Source organism: Novosphingobium sp. SG919, assembly GCF_012932495.1.
Classification (GTDB): Bacteria; Pseudomonadota; Alphaproteobacteria; order Sphingomonadales; family Sphingomonadaceae; genus Novosphingobium; species Novosphingobium rhizosphaerae.
Map to the genome: position 1 here is coordinate 657,896 of NZ_JABCNG010000002.1, position 20,353 is coordinate 678,248.

The window sequence follows — 20,353 nt, forward strand, 5'->3', positions numbered from 1 at the left end:
TTCGGCTATCCTGTGGTTTCTTCCCCGTGTGCCGCCGCATGGGCCTGCAGGCGGTCGTTATTGAGCCGCCACATCCACCCGGCGAGCACCGGATCGGGATGGGCGGCAATGATTTCGCGCAGTTCGGGCAGGTCTTCCTCCTGCCCCAGCTTGAACCGCGCATCGATGGCGGTGACCGTGGCGCGAAAGCCGATGATCCGCGCCATCAGTTGCGGCAGCCGCGCGCCGGCGTCTTCCACCTGCCAGGGTTGCGCCTGGCTCGCCTCGACATGGGTGGTCAGGCGGCGCACGGCGGGCAGGGTGCCTGCTTCGTCAAACGCCACGGTCACGTCGAACGCGACCACGGCAAAGTTCCAGGTGGGTGCCCAGTGCGGGCGCGACACCAGCGCGGGCGAGACATAGCCCTGCGGCCCCATGAACAGCACTTGCGCACGCGGATCGGCCTGCAAGGCGGCCACTTGGCCATTGCGGCGCGAGCAATGGCCGATCAGCGCCGTGACCTGGCCGGCTTCGTCCAGCTCTGCCACCAGCGGCAGGGGCGTGGCGAAGAAGCCGGCAGCGCCATGGTTGACGAGCCATGCCAGCGGATATTCCGCGATGAGCCGGGCCAGATCGGCGGGAGTGCCAGAGGGAAAGTCCATGCACGCCATCTTGCCGCATGGTTGGCCCGGTAAAAGTGCCAGATCTGCAATCCACAGGGGACCAGTGCGCCCGTGTCACCCCCGGCCGAGCGCGCCCAGCACGCGCACGGCCTGCACGGTGCGATCCGCAGCATGGCTGGCAAAGCCCAGGCGCAGGCCATGGGGGGCATTTTCGGCCAGGCGATAGGATGCTGATTGGGCAAAGGTGATGCCCGCCGCGCCCGCGCCCGCCTCGATCCGGGCAAGCGCGGCAAGATCCTGAAATTCCAGCCACATTGCCAGGCCGCCGGCGGGCAGGCGGGCGCTGACCATGGCGCCCAGTTCGGCCTGCACGGCCTGGGCCAGCGCATCGCGGCGCTGTCCATAAATGCGCGTGGCTTTGCGCGCATGGCGGCGCACTTCGCCTTCCTCGAACAACATGGCCACGGCATCCTCGGTCAGGCTGTTGCCCATGCCATCACCGATCGAGACCTGGTGCGCGGCCGCCGCGATCACCGGGGTGGGGGCCACGATATAGCCCACGCGCAGCGCCGGCAGCAGCAGCTTGGAGAGGGAGCCGACATAGATCACCACATCGGGCGCATAGGCGGCCATGGGCAGCAAGGGTTGCGAGCCGAAGCGGAATTCGTGGTCGTAATCGTCCTCGATAATGGCAAAGCCGAACTGGCGGGCCAGCTCCACCAGGCGCAGCCGCCGCTCGGGCGCCAGCGAGACGGTGGAGGGGAACTGGTGGTGCGGGGTGAGGAACACGGCGCAGACCTTGCGGCTGCGGCAGGCGCGCTCCACCGCGTCCACATCGATGCCCTCGTCATCCAGGGGCACGGGCAGCACCGGCACCCCGGCTGCCTGGAACGCGGCGACGGCGGGTTCATAAGTCAGCGCCTCGGCCAGGGCAACGGCGCCGGGGCGGGCGAGCAGCCGCGCGGCGAGCGCAATGCCCATCTGGCTCCCGCGTGTGACGCAGATGTTTTCCGCGTCCACCACCAGGCCGCGTTCCTCGCGCAGCATCGTGGCCAGGCTGGCGCGCAACTTGTCGCTGCCGCAAGGATCGCGATAGCCCAGCTGCTGGCGCCGCGCGGCATAGAGCGCGGCAGTGCGAAACGCGCGGGCCAGCGCCTCGGGCGGGAACAGGCTGCCATCGGGGCTGCCTTCGTCCAGCTTGATCACCCGGCCCGGCGGCACGGCAATCGGCCGATCGGGCGGCGGCACGAAGCGATAGATCGGGCGCCGGCCGATGGGCGGGCTGGCCTCGACCGCCTCGGGCCGGCTGCGTGGCAATCGCGTGGCCACCGCCGTGCCCTTGCGCCCGGCCGCCTCCAGCCAACCCTGCGCCACCAGTTCCTCATAAGCGGTCACCACGGTCTTGCGGTTGAAGCCCAGTTCGGCCGCCAGCTCCCGGCTGCTCGGCAACGCCGAGCCAGGCTGCAGCCGCCCGCGCTCGATCTCGTGGATCAGCGCATGGGCCAACTGCATATAGAGCGGCGTGGCCTGATCGCCACGAATGCGCTGTTGCAAGGTAAGGGACCAGCCTCGGCGCATGGACCTGTCATGGACTCCACAAAAGGGGTGCTGTGGGGTCCAATCGGGGTTTTGGGGGTGGGGGTCAAGGGGGGGTGAAATGGCAAGTAGCGACCAACTCGCGCCGTTCCGATGAAGTGCCGGGAATGTCGGTCTACGCCGACACCGGCCATTCCAGCCGCTTCGCCCCTGAACCAAGGAAGGCAATCGGCCCTCCCGCGTACCGGTCACTGCGGCGCCAAAGTCAGGGGGGAGCAGACACTACGTTTCTTTAGATGGCTTTGGCGAACCGTCCTTGTTACGCAGCCCCGAGGCAATCTCGTTCCTGACCTTGCTTGCGGACGGTTCCCATTCGGCTTCGCAACTGCCGACGCATCCCCAGCAATCTCCACCACAATTTGCTGACAAAGCGTCATCAGGGCAACCGAGCAATCGTCAGCAGGTGTTACACCGAAGGGTCATTGGCGCCTCGTCTGCATTGGTAAGATGAGCATGTCGAGAAAAAGGCGGGTCCGCAACAGCACCGTAACCGGAAAGGAGCTTGTCGTCGAAATTTGGTGGGGAGCGAACTTTGCAGGGAATGGCTACCATGATCATTCTGGCGGGTGTAGAAAGGCCGTTATTGATGAGGCTCTTACGTGAAAAGCTACAGCAAACGGGGCGACCAAGCTTACTTCGCTACATGGCGCGGGCAATCCATGGGTTCACAATTATGGCTCGCGACGACATTGGCATGAAAGAGAGGTTGGCCATCAACAACTGCATTCATTATCTCGCTGGGCATATGGCCGGTCTATCTGATCCTGCTGAACCTCTGACGGATTCGCGATTGGACGGTATCATTGAGCAGATCGCTGGGCTGAATAGTGACATAGCAGAACAAATCGAAGCCGAACTGATCGGTTAAAGTCCGCAATTGGGGCGCAACCGGACGACGCCGGTCGCGGCGTTGACTGGCGGCTTTGTCCCAAAACCCGGCCACGCCATAGTAGCGCGGCCGGGTTCCGGCAAAGTCAGCGTGAAGGGTTGGGGAAACCTCAGAACTTCATGCTGGCTTCCACGCCCACCAGGCGCCGCGTGCCGGGCGTGATGAACGAGCCGCCGAATTCGACGGCGGTGATCACTTCGTTCAGGTACTGCTTGTCGAGCAGGTTGTTGGCGAAGACGGCGAGGGTGTAGCGGTCGGTCTGGAGGCCGGCGCGCAGGTTGACGATGCCGAAGGCGTTGCGGCGGGCCACGTCGTATTTGCCGTCGCCCACGAAAGCCGGGAGTTGCAGGGCCGAGATCGGGAGGAGGCCGGAGAACACCGTGGGCACCGACTGGTTCTGCACGGTGTGGAACCAGGTGGGGCCGGTGAGGCGATAATCGGCGCGAGTGAAGAAGCGCAAGTCGCCACTGAGCGATTGCTCGAATTCGCCGCCCAGGTTGAGCGTGTAGTCGGCGGTGTAGGGCGACTTGTTGCCCACGGTGTAGGGGCGCGAGGAATTGCGCTTGATCTCGCTGTCGGTGTAGTTGAACGAGCCGAACAGCTTGACGCCCTTGATCGGCTTGACCGTGACGCTCGCCTCGATGCCCTTGAGGTCCACGCGGTCGATGTTGGACACCACGCGCAGCAGGCCGAAGCTGCCGACGAAGAATTCGAAGAACTGCATGTCGTGGACCTGGGTGTAATAGCCGGCCAGGTCGAACGTCAGCGCGCCATTGAGCAGGTTGCCCTTGAGGCCCGCTTCCCATGCGCTCGACCATTCCTTGCGGTATTGGTCGTTCACCGTGACGTTGGCGCCAAAGGCGTTGACGAAATTGTCCTTGATGATCTGGGCCGAACCCTGGTTGTTGAACCCGCCCGATTTGAAGCCGATGCCCCAGTTGGCATAGAGGTTGAACTCGCGGCTGGGCTTGTAGCTGAGCGTGACTTTGGGCTCGAACTGTTCGAAGCGGGCGTGCTTGTCGGTCAGCGGGCCGAACGCCTGGCCGGGGTTGATCGGGCCACCGGTGAAGGGATCGGTGGCCGTGGGCACGAGCGAGGACGACTTGCGATCCTCGATATCGTAACGCAGCGCCAGGCCGGCATCGAATTTCTCGTTGGGCTTCCATTCCACCGAGCCGAAGCCGGCATAGACGTTGGTCTTGAAGCGATCGGCCAAGAGCAGCGTGGTGGGGTTGGTGGTGTTCGGCGCGTTGTAGAGCTGCTTGATCACGCCATTGCCGGTGTCGGCGCCTAGGCTGACGCCCACGGTGCGCTTGATGTGCAGGTAATAGGCGCCGAGTTGCCAGTTGATCTGGCCCAGATCGCCGATCAGGCGCCATTCGGTGCTGATGTCCTGCTGCTTGCGCAGCTGGTATTGCGTGCCGTCGCAGGTGGTGGGGCTGTAGGGCCCGAAGGTGGAGCCGGTGGTGGGCGCGAAGATGAACGGCACCGGAGTTTGCCCGATGAAGCCGGGCGGGTTGACCTTGTAGCCGGTGAGCGCGGCAGTGCTGGCAAAGCAGGAGTTGACCGCGCTTTGCGCCTGCGGGTTGGCAGCGCTGAGGAAGCGGCCGAAATCGGCCGAGGTGCCATCGGCCACCAGATCCTGGTTGACGTTGGAATAGAGCGCCCAGCCGACCAGCTTGATCGTGTCGGTCAACTGGTGGTCCAGCTTGATCGACATGTCGAAGCTGGTCTGGTCGTTGGTGGGGCGGATGTTGCTGTAGAAATTGAACGGGTGGCTGTTGACGTTTTCATAGAACGCGCCGCCGAAATTGGGCAGGTGGAACGCAGCGTTGAACGGCAGCGAGGCGCCGTGGAATTCGCTATAGCGCGCCTTGATATCCAGCTGCGTGGGGCTGCCCTGGCCCACCATCACACGGCCGTCGATCGCCCAGTTTTCCTTGTCGTCCACCGTCTTGGAATTGGTGAAGACGTTTTTGTAGAAGCCGTCGGTCTTGTAGTAATAGCCCGCCAGGACGAAGCCCACGTTTTGCGCGAGCGGCCCGGCGACGTGGGCGCTGGCTTCCCAGGTGTTGTAATCGGCATAGGACAGCTTGGCCGCGCCGGTGAAGCTGTCGGTCGGCTTGATCGACTGGAGCACCAGGGCGCCGGCGGCGGCATTGCGGCCATAGAGCGCGCCTTGCGGGCCCTTGAGCAGTTCCACCTGTTGCAGCGTGCCCTGCGGCTGGTTGAGCTGCGCTGTGTTGGTCTTCAGGATGCCGTCGACGACCAGGGCGACCGAGCTTTCCGCGTCGCGCGCGCCGTTCATGCCGCGAATGTTGATCTGGGTATCGCCCGCTTCGGCCGTGCCGGTGACGATGGTGACGCCCGGCGTCAGCTTGACGAAATCCTCCGCCTTGACCGCGCCGGTGCGTTGCAGCGCATCGGCGGTGAGCACCGCAACCGAGGCGGGCACATCCTGCAGGCGTTCGTTCTGGCGGCGGGCGGTGACGATGATGCCACTGTCATCCGCCGGCACAGCGCCCGATTGCGGCGCTTCCTGGGCAAGGGCGGGCGTGGCGAGCGCGGCGGCAAGCATGGCGGCAGGCGCCGAGGCCGTGGCGAGGAAAGCGGAGTGGGAAAGTCGCATTGCATTCTCCCTGTTCGGTGGCGCCCGCGAATCCATCGCGGTGCCGATGTCACCCGCCGGTCTTTTTCGTGCCCCCATGGCTGACGCGGCTTGATGGAAACAAAGAGTATTGTATACAAATACCGCAGGTCAAGATATAAACCGCCCAGACCAGGGGATTTGGAGAAAGCTGTGTCCCGCGCTTCCGACCGTGCCTATGAGGCCATCCGCAGCATGATCCTGTCGGGCGAATTGCCCGCCGGCGCGCAGCTTGCGGAAGAAGCCCTGGCCGAGCGCTGCGGCGTTTCGCGCACCCCGGTTCGCGAGGCGCTGCGACGGCTGGAATCCGACCTTCTGGTGACGCGGACCGACACCCAGCGCAGCTTTGTGGCCGACTGGTCGATCGACGATGTGGCAGACGCGTTCGAACTGCGCGCCCTGTTGGAAGGCAAGGCGGCGCGGCGGGCGGCCGAACGCATGACGGACGCGGCGCTTGCGCGGATTCGCGATGCGAATCGCCGCTTGGGCGATGCCATTCGCCGGCCGGTGCCCGATGTTACGGTGTTTCTCGACGCGAATCGGGATTTCCACGCAGCAATTCTGGACGTGGCCGGGTCGCGCCGCCTGGCAGCGCTGCTGGCCACGCTGATCGAGCAGCCGGTGGTGTGGCGCACGGCGCATCATTATGGCCGCGAGGCGCTCAACCGATCCTATGGCGAGCACGAGGAATTGATCGCCGCCTTTGCCCGGCGCGATGGCCCCTGGGCCGAAGCGATCATGACCGGGCACATCCTGCGCGCCTATCACGCCTATGCCGATGCACATCGCGGGCTGGCGGAACGAGACCAGCGAGAGGCTGCCGAGTAATGTATACAGAATCTGTCGAGATGGTCGAAGTCTCCCCGCGCGACGGGCTGCAGAACGAAAAGACCCTGATTTCCACCACCGACAAGATCGCGCTGGTGGAGCGGGCGATTGCGGCGGGCGCGCGGCGGATCGAAGTGACGAGCTTCGTCAATCCCAAGGCCGTGCCGCAGATGGCCGATGCCGAGGCGGTCTGCGCCGGCCTGCCGTGGCGCGACGACGTGACCTATATCGGCCTGGTGATGAACGCACGCGGCGCGGCACGGGCGATCGAAACCGGGCGGATCGACCAGCTTGGCGCGGTTTCGGTGGCGACGGACACCTTTGCCAGGGCCAACCAGGGCCAGACCAGCGACGGCTCGGTGGCCGCCGCGCAGGAAATCATCGCCATGGCGCGCCAGGCGGGCAAGACCGGGCAAGTGACCATTGCCGCCGCGTTCGGCTGCCCGTTCGAAGGTGAAGTGGCCGAAGACCGCGTTGTGGCCATGGCGCGCGCACTGGCAGAAGCAGGCCCGGTGGAAATCGGCCTGGCTGACACGATCGGCGTGGGCAATCCCGCGCATGTCATCTCTTTGGTGGGCAAGATCCGCGCCGCCGTGCCGCACATTCCCGTGCGGGTGCATTTCCACAACACGCGCGGCACCGGCCTGGCCAATGTCTGGGCCGCGATCGGCGCGGGGGCCGTCAGCGTGGACGCGGCGATCGGCGGGCTGGGCGGCTGCCCGTTTGCGCCGGGCGCGGCGGGCAACGTTTCGACCGAGGACGTGGTCTATATGCTGGAGCGCGCGCGGATCGGCACCGGGCTGCACCTGCCCGCGCTGGTGGCGGCCAACCACTGGCTGGGCAGCGTGATGGACCGCACTTTGCCGGGCATGGTGGCCAAGGCGCCACCGTTCCCCAAGCCAGCGCAGGCTTGAACATACCTTAGCATCGGCACGCACAAACGCTTTCTTGAAGGGATTGTTGGACGATGGGTTATCGGCTTGGCGTGGATGTCGGCGGCACGTTTACCGACCTTCTGCTGTTCGACACGCACAGCGGCGCGTTCTGGCGGCACAAGACGCCATCGACGCCGCACGACAGTTCCGAAGGCATCTTGAATGGCGTGACCGCGATCTGCGCCAAGGCGGGCATTGCCGCGGGCGCGATCGACTATTTCCTGCATGGCACTACCGTCGCCACCAATGCCGTTCTGGAAGGCAAGGGCGCGCGCGTGGGCCTGGTGACGACCGAAGGCTATCGCGACATCATGCAGATCGCGCGCAGCTATGTGCCCGGCGGCCTGGCCGGCTGGATCATCTGGCCCAAGCCGCAGCCGCTGGCCGCGCTGGAAGACACCGTGACGGTAAAAGGCCGCATGGATGCGCAAGGGCAGGAAGTGCGCCCGCTGGACGAAGCCGACGTGCGCGCGCAACTGGCCAAGCTCAAGGCGCAGGGCGTGGAAGCTGTGACGGTCAGCCTGATCAACGCCTATGCCAATGGCGCGCACGAGGCGCGGATCGGGCAGATCGCGGCCGACGTGCTGCCCGGCCTGCCGATTTCATTGAGCCACGAAGTGCTGCCGGAAATGCAGGAATACGAACGCACGCTGACGACGGTGGCCAATGCCAGCGTGCGCCCGGTGGTGGGCAAGTATGTTTCCAACTTGCGCAACCGCCTGGCCGCCGAAGGGATGACCGGCAAGCTCTCGCTGCTGCGGTCCGACGGCGGGCTGATGAGCGCGCAGAAGGCCGAGGAGCACCCGGTCAGCATCCTGATGTCCGGCCCGGCCGGCGGGGTGACGGGGGCGATCTGGGTGGGCCGCAATGCCGGCATCCGCAATATCCTGACGCTCGACGTGGGCGGCACCAGCACCGACGTGGCGCTGATCGAAAATCTTGAGCCGCGCCGCCAGCGCACCACCGAAGTGGGCCATCTTTCGGTGCGCGCCTCTGCGCTCGATGTGAAGACGGTGGGCGCCGGCGGCGGCTCCATCGCCTATGTTCCCGCGCTGACCAGAGCCCTTCGGGTCGGGCCGCAGAGCGCAGGAGCGGTGCCGGGGCCGGTCGCCTATGGCAAGGGCGGCACGGCCCCCACCGTTACCGATGCCAACGTGGTCTTGGGCTATCTGCCCGAAAACCTTTTGGGCGGTACGTTCCAGCTGGACCGCGAAGGCGCCAAGGCGGCGGTGCAGACCATTGCCGATGCGCTGGGTATCGGATTGATGGAGGCCGCGCGCGGGATCATCGACATCGTCAACGAGAACATGTTCGGCGCGCTGCGGATGATTTCGGTGCAGCAGGGCTATGACCCGCGCGATTTCGCGCTGATGGGCTTTGGCGGAGCGGGGCCGCTGCATGTCAATGCCGTGGCGCGGCTGATGGGCAGCTGGCCGGCGGTCTCTCCGGTCAGCCCCGGCGTGCTCTGCGCGCTGGGCGATGCCACCACGCGCATGCGCACCGAAACCGCGCGTTCGTGGTCGCGCCTGGCGCGCGATACGGCGGCGCAAGACCTGGTGGCGGTGCTGGACGAAATGGCGGCGCACGTGCGGGCCGAACTGCTGGCCGATGGCGTGCCCGAAAGCGAGATTGCCACGAGTTTCGAAGTCGACGTGCGCTATGCCGGGCAGGCCTTCGAAGTGCCGCTTTCGATCACCGCGCAGATCCTGGCCGAGGATGGCATTGCTGGGGTGCTCGCCCGCTTCGACGAAGAGCACAAGCGGCTGTTCACGTTCAACATGGATACCCCGCACGAGATCGTGAACTTGCGCGCGGTGGCGCTGGGCCGCGCGCTCGATCTGCCCGCCGCCGAACTGGAGCAGGGCAACGGCGATCCATCGGCGGCCAAAGTGCGCGACCATGTGCTGTGGATGGACGGGGCCGAACACGCCGCCGTCATCTATGACCGCGCGCGGCTGAAGGCGGGGGACGTGATCCCTGGCCCGGCCATCGTCTGCGAAATGGATTCGACCACGCTGATCGAGACCGGGTGCGTGGGCACGGTCGACAAGGTCGGCAACATCCTGATCAACCTGGCCTGACGAAAGGGAAAAGCGATGCCTGCAACAATCGTTCAGACCAACCCGACGCCCTTTGCCAAAGTGGCGATCGACCCCGTCACGCTCGACATCATCGAGAACGCGCTGCGCAACGCGCGCGTGGAAATGGATGCCACGCTGGTGCGCACTGCCATGTCGCCCGGCATCCGCGAACAGGGCGATGCCTTTCCCCTGATTGCCGACCATACCGGCAAGATGATCGTGGGCCAGTTCGGCAGCTTCATCGGCGGCTTCCTGGCCAATTACGAAGGCACGCTGGAAGACGGCGACATGATCTTCCTGTCCGATCCCTATTCGGTGGATGGCGCGATCAGCCATTCCAACGATTGGCTGGTGCTGCTGCCGGTGTTCAAGCAGGGGCGGCTGATCGCCTATACCTCGATGTTCGGGCACCAGAGCGATATCGGCGGCAAGGTCGTCGGCTCGATGCCGATCAACGCGCGCTCGATCTATGAGGAAGGCGTGCGCATTCCGCCGGTAAAGATCTGGAAGAAAGGCGAATACAACGCCGATCTGATGAAGCTGGTGATGCACCAGACGCGCAAGCCCGATTGGTGCGCGGCCGATCTCAATGCGCTGATTGCCTCGTGCCGCGTGGCCGCGCGCCGCGTGGTGGAGATGGCCGAGCGGTTTGGCGACGATGTCTATGTCTCGGCCACGCAGGAATTGCTGGCGCGCAACCACCGCGCGATGAAGACCTTGCTGGCCCAGGCGGTGAGCGAGGAACCGGTCAGCTTCGAAGACTATATCTGCGACGATGGCATGGGCTTTGGCCCCTATCGCATCAAGTGCACGATGTGGCGCGAGGGCGAGAAGGTCGTGCTCGATTTCGATGGCACCGATCCGCAGAGCGTGGCCTCGATCAATTTCTATCTCAATGAAAACATGTTCAAGATGTTCTTCGGCATCTACATGATCATGGTCTTCGATCCGCAGATCCTGTTCAACGACGGGTTCTATGACCTGATCGACGTGCGCATTCCCGAAGGTAGCTTGCTGAAACCACGATTTCCCGCCGCGCTGTCGGGCCGCACCCATGCGCTGGGCCGCATTTTCGATATTCTCGGCGGGCTGCTGGGGCAAAAGACGCCGCAGTTCCTCAATGCCGCCGGTTTTTCGTCCAGCCCGCACTTGTTCTATTCGGGCAACGATACGCGGCCCGGCCAGGGCAATGCCTGGTTCCAGCTGTTCCAGATTGGCTTTGGCGGCATTCCCGGCCGCCCGCTGGGCGATGGGCCGGATGGCCATTCGCTGTGGCCGGGGTTCACCAACGTGCCCAACGAGTTCCTGGAACGCTATTTCCCGATGATCATCGAACGCTATTCGACCGAGCCGGATTCGGGCGGGGCGGGGCTGCATCGCGGCGGCAACGGCATCCACATGACCTATCGGTTTTTGAGCGCCGGGACGATCTCGATCCACGACGATCGCTGGTTCGTGCCGCCCTGGGGCGTGAATGGCGGCGATCCGGGCAAGCGCGCGCGCAAGATCCTGGAAAAGGCCGACGGCACCCAGGTGATCGTGGGCAACAAGGTGGAAGACGTGGCGGTGGAGGAAGGCGACCAGTTGCACTTCATCACCTGGGGTGGCGGCGGTTGGGGCGATCCGCTGGACCGCGATCCCGCGCTGGTGGGCAAGGAAATCGTGCAGGGGCTGGTTACGCCGGTCGGCGCGCGCGCCTATGGCGTGGTGGCCGATGATGTGGGCGTGGTGAACGAAGCCGCCACGGCTGCCCTGCGCGCGCAGATGCGCGAGGGCCGGGGCGGAGACCTGCCGGTGTTCAACACCGGGCCGGGGCTTGATGCCCTGCGCGCCGCCTGCCAGGCGGAAACCGGGCTGCCGGCGCCGATCCAGCCGGTGTGGCCGCAGGCAGAGGCGGCGGAGTGATCATGAACAACGGTGCATTGCAGGACATTCGCGTGGTGGAACTGGGCCAGCTGCTGGCTGGCCCGTTCTGCGGACAATTGCTGGGCGACATGGGCGCCGACGTCATCAAGGTGGAGCCGCCGGTAACGGGCGACCCGATGCGCGAATGGGGCCAGGGCAGCGAAAAGGTGCAGTGGGAAGTGATCGCGCGCAACAAGCGCTCGGTCAGCGCCAACTTGCGCGTGCCCGAAGGCCAGGCGCTGGTGAAGCGGCTGATCGCCCATGCCGACGTGGTGATCGAGAATTTCAAGCCGGGCACGCTGGAAAAGTGGGGCATGGGGCCCGATGTGCTCTTGGCCGAATTCCCCCACCTGATCATCGCGCGCATGTCTGGCTATGGCCAGACCGGCCCCTATTCCGACCGCGCCGGGTTTGGCGGGATCGGCGAGGCGATGGGCGGCTGGCGCTATATCGTGGGCGAACCCGATCGTCCGCCCAGCCGCATGGGCGTTTCCATCGGGGACACGCTGACCGCCACTTATGGCTGCATGGGCGTGCTGGCCGCGCTGCATGTGAAGGACAGGACCGGGCAAGGCCAGGTGATCGACACCGCGCTCTATGAAAGCGTGCTGCAGGTGATGGAAGGCCTGGTGCCGGAATATGATCGCATGGGCCTGATCCGCGAGCGATCCGGCTCGATCCTCAAGGGCATTGCCCCGTCCAACGTCTATTCCTGCAAGGACGGGGAATTCATGATCGGGGCCAACAAGGATTCGCTGTGGAAGCGGCTTGCCACGGCCATGGGGCGGCCCGAACTGGGCGACGATCCGCGCTATGCCACGCACCTGGCGCGGGGCGAGAACCAGACCGAGCTGGACAACCTGATCAACGATTGGACGCTGACGCTGACCATGGACGAAGTGGATGCGCTGATGATCGCGCATTCGATCCCCGCAGGCCGCGTCTATCGCGCGCCCGACATGCTGGACGATCCGCACTTCCAGGCGCGCGAAGCGATCATCGAAGTCGAGACCGAACGCTTCGGCCCGCTCAAGATGCAGTCCACGTTCCCCAAGTTTTCCGCCACGCCCGGCGGGGTGCGACGGCCCGCGCCGGTGCAGGTGGGGCAGCACAACGCCGAAATCTATGGGCAACTGCTGGGCCTGGACGATGCGGCGCTGGCCGATATGGCCGCGCGCGGGGTGATTTGACGTGGCGAAGGACGAAGCCGACCTGGCCGACAACTATGCCGGCGCCTTCGATGGGCGGTTGCCGTTCGGGACACGCCCCGCGCTCTTGCTGATCGACCTGGTGGAAGCCTATTTCCAGCCCACCTCGCCGCTCTATGCCGGGATCGAGGCTGCGCTCGACAGTGCGGTGCGGGTGACGGCGGCGGCGCGCGCGGCTGGGCTGCCGGTGATTTTCACCAACGTGGAATACCAGCCCGGTGGCGCCGATGGCGGCGTGTTCTACCGCAAGGTTCCCGCGCTCAAGGTGTTCGAGAAGGGCTCGCCGCTTGGTGCTTTTCCTCCCGCACTCGCCCCGCAGGACGGCGATGTGGTGATCACCAAGCGCTACGCCTCGGCCTTTTTCGCCACGCACCTGGCCGCCACGTTGACGGCGCTGGGCGTGGATACCGTGCTGGTCTGCGGCACCTCCACCTCAGGCTGCATCCGCGCCACTGCGCTCGATGCCTGCCAGAACGGCTTCCTGCCCTTCGTGGTGGCCGATGCCTGTGGCGACCGGCACCTGGCTCCCCACGAAGCCAACCTGTTCGATCTCCAGGCCAAATATGCCGAAGTGGTGAGCGAAGCGCAGGCCCTGGCGCTGATCGCGGGTCTGCGCTGACGCTTTACTTGCCGTAAGCGGAGGGCTTTGGCCACCAGGTGAGCGTGTGGGCATCGTGGGCCGAGGTCCAGATGCCGTGCGGGGCAAAGCGCAGGCCGCCGCTGCCGGCCGGCTTGCCCACGCGCGCGTCGATCGCCATGGTCTTGGCGTCGATCACGGCGAAGACCTGGTCGTCGGTGGTGCGCAGCCAGACTTTGCCGGCGCCGGTGTCGATGTCCCCCCACTTGAGGTTGTCGCCCACCTTGACGCGGCCGAGCAGGGCGCCGGTCTGCGGATCGATCCGCGCCAGAGTGCCATCGCCCTGTTCCTGCACCCACACGCTGCCTTCGCCCGCCGCGAGGAAGCCGGGCGCCTTGCCCAGCGGGGTACGCGCCGTCACCGCGTTGGTGGCCGGGTCGATGCGTTGCAGGCTTTGCTGCTGGGCGCTCGCCACCCACACCGCGCCTTCGCCAAAGGCCATGTACCATGTGCCCGGATCGACGGGCACCGTGGCGACCACGCTGTTGGTGGCCGGATCGATGCGCGCAACCACGCCCTTGGCATCGCTCGCCACCCAGATGGATCCGGCGCCGGCCACGACATTGAGTTCGCCTTCCTTGTCGTTGGCGATTCCGCTGGCGATGGTGGCGACGAGCTTGCCGGTCTTGGTATCGATGCGGTTGACCGTGCGATCAGCGCAGTTGGCCACCCACAGCGCGCCATCGGCAATCGCCATGCCGCCGCAGGGATGCGCGAGCGGCACGCTCGCCTTCATGCCCTTGAGCGACCATTGTTCCACCCGGCCGCGATTGGTGGCCCAGACGGTGTTGCCATCCACCGCGAGGAAATCGGCAAAGCCGGGCACTTGCAGCACCACGGGCTTGGGCGCGGCGTGGGCAGCGAGTGGGGCGAGGGCCATGAGTGTGGCGGCAACAAGGCGCTTCATCGGCTGTCTTCCTCTTCGTCACCCCGGACTTGATCCGGGGGTCCAGCTTGCTTGCTTTCCCGCCGCCCGAAAGAAGCGGGACCCCGGATCAGGTCCGGGGTGACGCGGTGTTTGCTATCAGACCTTCTGGGCGATGAAGGCGCGCCAGCCGCCCAGCGCGGTGATGTCTTGCGCCCCGGCAATCGCGCGCGGTTCGGCGACAAAGCCCTTGACGCTGCTGCCGTCGGCCAGCGTTACCGTGCCGATGGCCAGCGGTGCGGGCACTTCCACGGTGAAGCTGCCGAATTCGGCCACGCCCAATTCATAGACCTCCACGGCGATGGCCGCGCCATCATCGCTGTGGATCAGCGCCGGCTTGGGCGGCACGCTGTCGGCCATGGCATAGAGCTTGTAGCTGGGTGCGGTGGTCGTCGCTTCCACGAACGTCGCGTTGCGGCTGGTCAATTGCCAGTGCAGCGGCATGTCTTTCAGGTGCGCGCCGACAACGGCGAGTTTCACGGTCTGCATCTTGCCCTCCAGATCGAGCGGGGGTGGGGGTGGCAGATTGGCCACCGAGAGATAGGCGTCGGCCAGATCGAGCAGCGCGCGGTCGCTGTCGGCCGGGCCGATCAGCGTAATGCCAAAGCCGGTGGCGTTGGCCCTCACGCCGGCCGGCACGGCGAGCGCGGCCATGTCGAGCAGGTTGACGAAATTGGTGTAGAACCCAAGGTTGCTGTTGAGCGCGATGGGCGCTGCCGCCAGTTCCGCCACGCGATAGGCGGTGCCGGTGGTGGGGAACGCGAGCGCGTCGATCTCGTCCCACAGCTGGTCGGCATGGCGCTTCAATTCGGCCAGGCGATAGATACCGTTGAACAGCTCCACCGCGCTCTTGTCCAAGCCCGGTTCCACCACGGCGCGCACGGTGGGATCGATCGCGCCGGGATTTTCCGCCAGCAACGTGGCCAGCGCGGCGGTGCGCTCTGCCACCCATGGCCCGCCATAGAGCAACTGCGCCGCTTCCTGCAGCGGGGCGTAGTCGATTTCCACCAGCGTGCCGATCTGGCTGAGGTTTTCCAGCGCGCGATCATAGCAATATTCGGATTCCGCGTCGCCGAACCATTGCCGCTGCTGGCGCTTGGGCACGCCGATGACCCGGCCAGCGATGGGCTTGTCGGCCAGCGACTTGGACCACGGATCAGCCGCGTCATAGCCGGCCACGACATGATCGACCAAACGCGCATCGGCCGTATCGGCCGTGAACACCGATATGCAATCGAGCGAGCGGCAGGCCGGCACCAGGCCCGAGGTGGACCAGCGGCCCTTGGTGGGTTTCATGCCCACGAGGTGGTTGAACGCGGCGGGCACGCGGCCCGATCCGGCGGTGTCGGTGCCCAGCGCAAAGGGCACCAGGCCCGCCGCCACAGCAATGGACGAGCCGGAGCTGGAGCCGCCCGAAACATAAGCCAGGTTGCTGGCATTGCGCGGAATGCCATAAGGGCTGCGCGTGCCGACGAGGCCCGTGGCGAACTGATCCAGGTTGGTCTTGCCAACGCAGATCGCGCCCGCCGCTTCCAGCCGCGCCACCACCGTGGCCGATGCCGCCGGATCGAAGGCGAAGGCCGGGCAGGCCGCCGTGGTGGCCAGGCCGGCCACGTCGATATTGTCTTTTGCGGCAAAGGGCACGCCGGCCAGTGGCAAGTGCTCGCCCGCCGCGACGCGCGCGTCCACTGCCGCAGCTTTGGCAAGCAGCGTTTCGGGCGCGGCGCGGCTGATCCAGATCTGGGGCTGGACCGCCTCATAGGCGGCAATGCGCGCCAGGGTCTGTTCCATCACCGCGTGGGCGGTGGTTTCGCCATCGTGGACGGCGGCGGCCAGGTTGCTGGCGGAGAGACGCGGCGCGCTCATGCGTGCCTCCGCAGCGCGAGCATCGGGGCACCGGGTTGCAGGGCCTGTTTCTCCTGCATGTAGAGCGCGGCGACCACGCCGCTGCCGGGGCTTTCCACCGCGCATTCCATCTTCATCGCCTCCAGCACGGCGATGGTATCGCCGGCTTTCACTTCATCGCCTTCGGCAACCAGCAGCTTCCACACGCTGCCGCCGAACGGCGCCTCGACCAAGTCCGCGCCATCGGGCACGTCAACGCTACCGGCGACCGGGGCATCGGCATCGGCCAGGTCGGTCACGCGGTCGAATTCGCCACGCCGCTGCCAGTCAGCGCGTTCTTCATCGAAAGCGGCCACGCGCTGCGCTTCGAACGCGGCGATTTCGGCGGCATTGTCGGCGAGGAACTGGCGATAATCGGCCAGGCGGAATTCCGATGGCTCGATCCGGATCGAACGGCGCCCGGTGGGGAAATCGCGGCGCCATTCCACCAGCTCTTCGGCGCTGACCGGATAGAAGCGGATCTGGTCGAAGAAGCGCAGCAGCCAGGGCTTGCCCTCGATAAAGGCGTCTGTCTGGCGGTGGGTGTTCCACACCTGGATGGTGCGGCCGAACAGCTGATAGCCGCCGGGCCCTTCCATGCCATAGATGCACATATAGGCGCCGCCGATGCCGACCACGTTGGGCGGGGTCCAGGTGCGGGCCGGATTGTACTTGGTGGTGACCAGGCGATGGCGCGGATCGACCGGGGTGGCGACCGGCGCGCCCAGGTAAACATCGCCCAGCCCCATGACGAGGTAGTTGGCCTCGAAAATCAGGTTCTCGACCGCCGCTGCATCAGCCAGGCCGTTGACGCGGCGGATGAATTCGATGTTGTCCGGGCACCACGGCGCGTCGTCGCGCACCGCGCCCATGTACTTCTCGATCGTCTCGATCGTTGCGGGATCGCGCCAGCTCAAGGGCAAGTGCACGATGCGCGAGGGGATGGTGAAATCCTCCAAGTCGCCCAAGTGCTCTTCCGCCGCGATCAGCGCGGCGAGCATCGCCTGCTGGTTGAGCCCGAGGCCATCGAAATGGACCTGGAGCGAGCGGATGCCGGGCACCACGTCGATCACGCCGGGCAGGGCCATGCGCTCCAGCTCGGTCATCAAGGCGTGCACGCGGATGCGCAGCTCGATATCGAGCGTGATCGGCCCGTATTCGACCAGGATGTTGCGATCGCCCTGCTGGCGATAGACGGTGCGCGGGCGCGCGCCTTGCGCGGCGATTTCGGCAAGGATCGGCGAAAGTGTCTCGATCTCGCGCGCGGGGCGGGGAGCGGGCACGGTGCCGTCTTCCACCAGCGCGCGTTGCGCCGCGTCGGCCGCCTGGGCATCGGCGATGGACACCGGCACGAAACGCAACCGGTCGCCGGGCACGAGTTGGCCGATCTTCCAGCGGTCTGCCGCGATCACCACGAAGGGGCAGACGAACCCGCCCAGCGACGGCCCATCGGGGCCCAGGATGATCGGCATGTCGCCGGTGAAATCCACCGCGCCGATGGCATAAGGGTTGTCGTGGATGTTCGAGGGGTGCAGCCCCGCCTCGCCGCCATCGGCGCGGGCCCATTGCGGCTTGGGGCCGATCAGGCGCACGCCGGTGCGGTTGGAATTGTAGTGCACTTGCCAATCGGCGCCCACGACCATGGCGATATCTTCATCGGTGAAGAAATCGGGCGCGCCGTGCGGGCCATAAAGCACGCGCAGGGTCCATTCGTTGCCCATCGCGGGCAGGGCCACGGCGGGCAGCGGCGCGGCGGTATCCTGCTGGCCCAGATGAACCACATCGCCCGCCACCAGGCGCCGGGCCGCATGGCCGCCGAACTGGCCCAGCTCGAACGTGGCGCGGCTGCCCAGATAGGGCGCGATATCGAGCCCGCCGGCAATCAGCAGATAGCCGCGCATGCCGCCGCCACGCGTGCGGCCCATGGCCAGAGTCTGCCCGGCGGCAATGTCCACCGCCTCACCCAGCGGCACGGCCTGGCCATCGAGCGTGGCACCGAAATCGGCCCCGGTCAGGCAGATGCGGGCCGGCGCGGTGAACGCCAGGGTCGGCCCGGTGTGAGTCATTTCCAGGCCCGCCATGCCTTCGGGATTGCCGAGCAGGCGGTTGCCCAGGCGGAACGACTGGTCGTCCATCGGGCCCGATGGCGGCACGCCCACGGCCCACAAGTGCTGGCGCCCCGGCCAATCCTGCACGGTGGTGGCGGTGCCGCCGCTGATCACGCGGAAACTGTCGGGCACGAATGTGATCGCGTCGAGCACGCGGGTGGATACGGCGCCCGTGACGAAGGCCTCGCTTGCCACCACGCGGCGCAGCCAGCGCAAGTTGGTCTCGATCCCGTCGACCCGTGCGCGTGCCAGCGCCTCCTGCATCGCCGCCACCGCCGCCTCGCGCGTGGGGCCATGCACGATCAGCTTGGCGAGCATGGGATCGTACCAGGCGCTCACTTCGGTGCCGGCGCTGACCCAGGTTTCGGTACGGATGTCAGCGGGAAATTCCACCGCCGTCAGCGTGCCCGAAGTGGGCCGGTAATCGAGCGCGGGATCTTCGGCATAGAGCCGCACTTGCACCGAATGGCCACTCGGCACGGTGGGCGGCGTATCGAGGAACGCAAAGTCTCCCGCGCCGCCGCGCACCATCCATTCGACCAGGTCGATACCCATGACCTCTTCGGTGACGCCGTGTTCGACCTGAAGGCGGGTGTTCATTTCCAGGAAGAAGAATTCCTGGGCATCGGCGTCATAAAGGAATTCCACCGTGCCGGCGGAGCGGTAGCGCGCCGCCTGGCCCAAGCGGATGGCCGCGTCATAAAGCGCCTCGCGCACGGATTGCGGCAGCAGCGGGGCAGGGGCTTCTTCCACAACTTTCTGGTTGCGGCGTTGCAGGGAGCAGTCGCGCTCGCCCAGGGCGACGATGCGACCCTCGCCGTCGCCGAAGATCTGCACTTCGACATGGCGGGCGCGGCGCACGTAGCGTTCGAGGAACACGCCGGCATCGCCGAAATTGCTCTGCCCCAGGCGGGCCACGGTGGCAAAGCCCTCGCGCACGTCGGCCTCGCCCTCGCACACGCGCATGCCGATGCCACCGCCGCCAGCCGTGGCCTTGAGCATGATCGGATAGCCGATCGTGGCGGCCGCAGCGACTGCCTCTTCCTCGCTGGTCAAAAGGTCCGTGCCCGGCGCCAGCGGCACGCCGTGGGCCTTGGCCAGGTCGCGCGCGCTGTGTTTGAGCCCGAAAGTGCGGATGTTATCGGGCGTCGGCCCGATGAACACGATCCCTTCGGCCGCGCAGGCATCGGCAAAGTCGACGTTTTCCGCCAGGAAGCCATAGCCCGGGTGGATCGCCCCGGCGCCGGTTGCCTTCGCCGCCGCGATGATCGCGGGAATGTTGAGATAGCTTTCGCTGGCGCGCGCCGGGCCGATGCACACCGCCTCGTCGGCCAGGGCCACGTGGGCAGAGCCTTCGTCCGCCTGGGAATAGACCGCCACCGAACGCAGGCCCATCTGGCGCAGCGTGCGGATGATGCGGGTGGCGATGGCGCCGCGGTTGGCGATGAGAACGGTATCGAACATCATGCAGCGGCCACGATCATGCGCACGGGGGTGGGATTGAAAGCGTTGCAGGGGTTGTTGATCTGCGGGCAATTGGACACGACCACGATCACGTCCATCTCTGCGCGCAAGTCCACCGTCAGGCCCGGCGCGGAAATGCCATCGACAATGCCCAGCGACCCATCGGCTTCCACCGGCACGTTCATGAAGAAGTTGATGTTGGAAACGATGTCGCGCTTGCCGCGCCCTTCCCAAAGGTTTGCCTCAAGGAAGTTTTCGACGCAGGCATGTTGCGACTTGGTGTGATGACCATAACGCAAGGTGTTGGATTCGCACGAACAGGCCCCGCCGATCGTGTCGTGATATTCCACCGCGCTGGCCGTGATCGTCATCATCGCGCGCCCTTCGTTGGAACGCAGCACGGTGCCGGTGCGCAGGAACAGGTTGCCTTGTGCCGCCACGGTATCCTGCGCGGAATAGCGTTCGGCATCGTCGGCCGCGCTATAGAGCAGGAAATCGACCGCCTGGTTGCCCTCCAGATCGACGATGCGCAGCGTCTGGCCCTTGGCAACATGGTAGAGCCAGGGCGCGCGGGCGGGCACGATCTCGTCGTGCACGATGGTGGCCGGCAGCCCGGCGAGATGAAGATCGCTCGACATGGGTAT

The 20,353-nt window shown here is 66.0% G+C and carries 14 protein-coding genes; 7 read left to right on the forward strand and 7 right to left on the reverse strand.

All coding sequences use genetic code 11. From position 1 onward, the window contains the following. Positions 1 to 5: 5 nt before the first annotated feature. Positions 6 to 641 carry an FMN-binding negative transcriptional regulator gene (locus tag FHT19_RS12780; protein WP_169475415.1) on the reverse strand — a complete coding sequence of 212 codons (636 nt, stop codon included), beginning with the start codon at positions 639 to 641 and terminating at the stop codon, positions 6 to 8. A gap of 75 nt (positions 642 to 716) precedes the next feature. Beyond that, complete coding sequence (locus FHT19_RS12785) at positions 717 to 2,156, reverse strand: PLP-dependent aminotransferase family protein (RefSeq protein ID WP_248290440.1); 1,440 nt, start codon at positions 2,154 to 2,156, stop codon at positions 717 to 719. 592 nt (positions 2,157 to 2,748) lie between these two features. Here FHT19_RS12785 and FHT19_RS12790 point away from each other — a divergent pair. Then, positions 2,749 to 3,066 (forward strand): hypothetical protein, encoded by a 318-nt coding sequence (locus FHT19_RS12790; RefSeq protein ID WP_169475417.1) that lies wholly within the window; start codon positions 2,749 to 2,751, stop codon positions 3,064 to 3,066. 130 nt (positions 3,067 to 3,196) lie between these two features. Here FHT19_RS12790 and FHT19_RS12795 read toward each other — a convergent pair whose 3' ends face one another. Then, on the reverse strand, positions 3,197 to 5,716 hold the full coding sequence (locus tag FHT19_RS12795; protein ID WP_169475418.1) for a TonB-dependent receptor: 2,520 nt from the start codon (positions 5,714 to 5,716) through the stop codon (positions 3,197 to 3,199). A gap of 171 nt (positions 5,717 to 5,887) precedes the next feature. Between FHT19_RS12795 and FHT19_RS12800 the strand changes: the two genes are divergently transcribed. The 6 genes from FHT19_RS12800 to FHT19_RS12825 are packed head-to-tail and all read left to right on the forward strand — an operon-like array spanning position 5,888 to position 13,310. After that, positions 5,888 to 6,562, forward strand: a complete 675-nt coding sequence (locus FHT19_RS12800) for a GntR family transcriptional regulator (protein WP_169475419.1) — start codon at positions 5,888 to 5,890, stop codon at positions 6,560 to 6,562. After that, positions 6,562 to 7,476: a hydroxymethylglutaryl-CoA lyase gene (locus FHT19_RS12805; RefSeq protein WP_169475420.1), complete on the forward strand. Its 915-nt coding sequence runs from the start codon at positions 6,562 to 6,564 to the stop codon at positions 7,474 to 7,476. The genes FHT19_RS12800 and FHT19_RS12805 overlap by 1 nt, the downstream gene beginning before the upstream one ends. 53 nt (positions 7,477 to 7,529) lie before the next feature. Continuing rightward, the gene (locus tag FHT19_RS12810) at positions 7,530 to 9,578 is read left to right on the forward strand and encodes a hydantoinase/oxoprolinase family protein (protein WP_169475421.1); all 2,049 of its coding nucleotides are present in this window, start codon (positions 7,530 to 7,532) and stop codon (positions 9,576 to 9,578) included. A 15-nt stretch (positions 9,579 to 9,593) separates the two neighbouring features. Further along, the gene (locus FHT19_RS12815; protein ID WP_169475422.1) at positions 9,594 to 11,483 is read left to right on the forward strand and encodes a hydantoinase B/oxoprolinase family protein; all 1,890 of its coding nucleotides are present in this window, start codon (positions 9,594 to 9,596) and stop codon (positions 11,481 to 11,483) included. Between the two features lie 2 nt (positions 11,484 to 11,485). After that, positions 11,486 to 12,673, forward strand: coding sequence for a CoA transferase (locus FHT19_RS12820; protein WP_168557119.1), 1,188 nt, complete (start codon positions 11,486 to 11,488; stop codon positions 12,671 to 12,673). A gap of 1 nt (position 12,674) precedes the next feature. Beyond that, positions 12,675 to 13,310 carry an N-carbamoylsarcosine amidohydrolase gene (locus tag FHT19_RS12825; protein WP_169475423.1) on the forward strand — a complete coding sequence of 212 codons (636 nt, stop codon included), beginning with the start codon at positions 12,675 to 12,677 and terminating at the stop codon, positions 13,308 to 13,310. A gap of 4 nt (positions 13,311 to 13,314) precedes the next feature. On the opposite strand, the gene FHT19_RS12830 is transcribed toward FHT19_RS12825, so the two are convergent. From FHT19_RS12830 to FHT19_RS12845, 4 genes are all read right to left on the reverse strand, one after another. After that, entirely contained in the window at positions 13,315 to 14,235 is a 921-nt protein-coding gene (locus tag FHT19_RS12830; protein WP_169475424.1) for a YncE family protein, read from the reverse strand. A 117-nt stretch (positions 14,236 to 14,352) separates the two neighbouring features. Further along, entirely contained in the window at positions 14,353 to 16,119 is a 1,767-nt protein-coding gene (gene atzF, locus FHT19_RS12835; RefSeq protein WP_169475425.1) for an allophanate hydrolase, read from the reverse strand. Then, the gene (uca, locus tag FHT19_RS12840) at positions 16,116 to 19,712 is read right to left on the reverse strand and encodes an urea carboxylase (protein WP_169475426.1); all 3,597 of its coding nucleotides are present in this window, start codon (positions 19,710 to 19,712) and stop codon (positions 16,116 to 16,118) included. The genes atzF and uca overlap by 4 nt, the downstream gene beginning before the upstream one ends. Continuing rightward, positions 19,709 to 20,347, reverse strand: coding sequence for an urea amidolyase associated protein UAAP2 (locus tag FHT19_RS12845; RefSeq protein WP_168557124.1), 639 nt, complete (start codon positions 20,345 to 20,347; stop codon positions 19,709 to 19,711). Before FHT19_RS12845 ends, uca begins: the two co-directional genes overlap by 4 nt. Between the last annotated feature and the right edge of the window lie 6 nt (positions 20,348 to 20,353).

Excerpts from the sequence above, each read along its gene's own strand:
- FHT19_RS12780 (WP_169475415.1), bottom strand. The coding sequence starts at position 641 with ATGGACTTTCCCTCTGGCACTCCCGCCGATCTGGCCCGGCTCATCGCG.
- FHT19_RS12790 (WP_169475417.1), top strand. The coding sequence starts at position 2,749 with ATGATCATTCTGGCGGGTGTAGAAAGGCCGTTATTGATGAGGCTCTTA.
- FHT19_RS12795 (WP_169475418.1), bottom strand. The coding sequence starts at position 5,716 with ATGCGACTTTCCCACTCCGCTTTCCTCGCCACGGCCTCGGCGCCTGCC.
- FHT19_RS12805 (WP_169475420.1), top strand. The coding sequence starts at position 6,562 with ATGTATACAGAATCTGTCGAGATGGTCGAAGTCTCCCCGCGCGACGGG.
- FHT19_RS12810 (WP_169475421.1), top strand. The coding sequence starts at position 7,530 with ATGGGTTATCGGCTTGGCGTGGATGTCGGCGGCACGTTTACCGACCTT.
- FHT19_RS12815 (WP_169475422.1), top strand. The coding sequence starts at position 9,594 with ATGCCTGCAACAATCGTTCAGACCAACCCGACGCCCTTTGCCAAAGTG.
- FHT19_RS12820 (WP_168557119.1), top strand. The coding sequence starts at position 11,486 with ATGAACAACGGTGCATTGCAGGACATTCGCGTGGTGGAACTGGGCCAG.
- FHT19_RS12830 (WP_169475424.1), bottom strand. The coding sequence starts at position 14,235 with ATGAAGCGCCTTGTTGCCGCCACACTCATGGCCCTCGCCCCACTCGCT.
- atzF (WP_169475425.1), bottom strand. The coding sequence starts at position 16,119 with ATGAGCGCGCCGCGTCTCTCCGCCAGCAACCTGGCCGCCGCCGTCCAC.
- uca (WP_169475426.1), bottom strand. The coding sequence starts at position 19,712 with ATGATGTTCGATACCGTTCTCATCGCCAACCGCGGCGCCATCGCCACC.
- FHT19_RS12845 (WP_168557124.1), bottom strand. The coding sequence starts at position 20,347 with ATGTCGAGCGATCTTCATCTCGCCGGGCTGCCGGCCACCATCGTGCAC.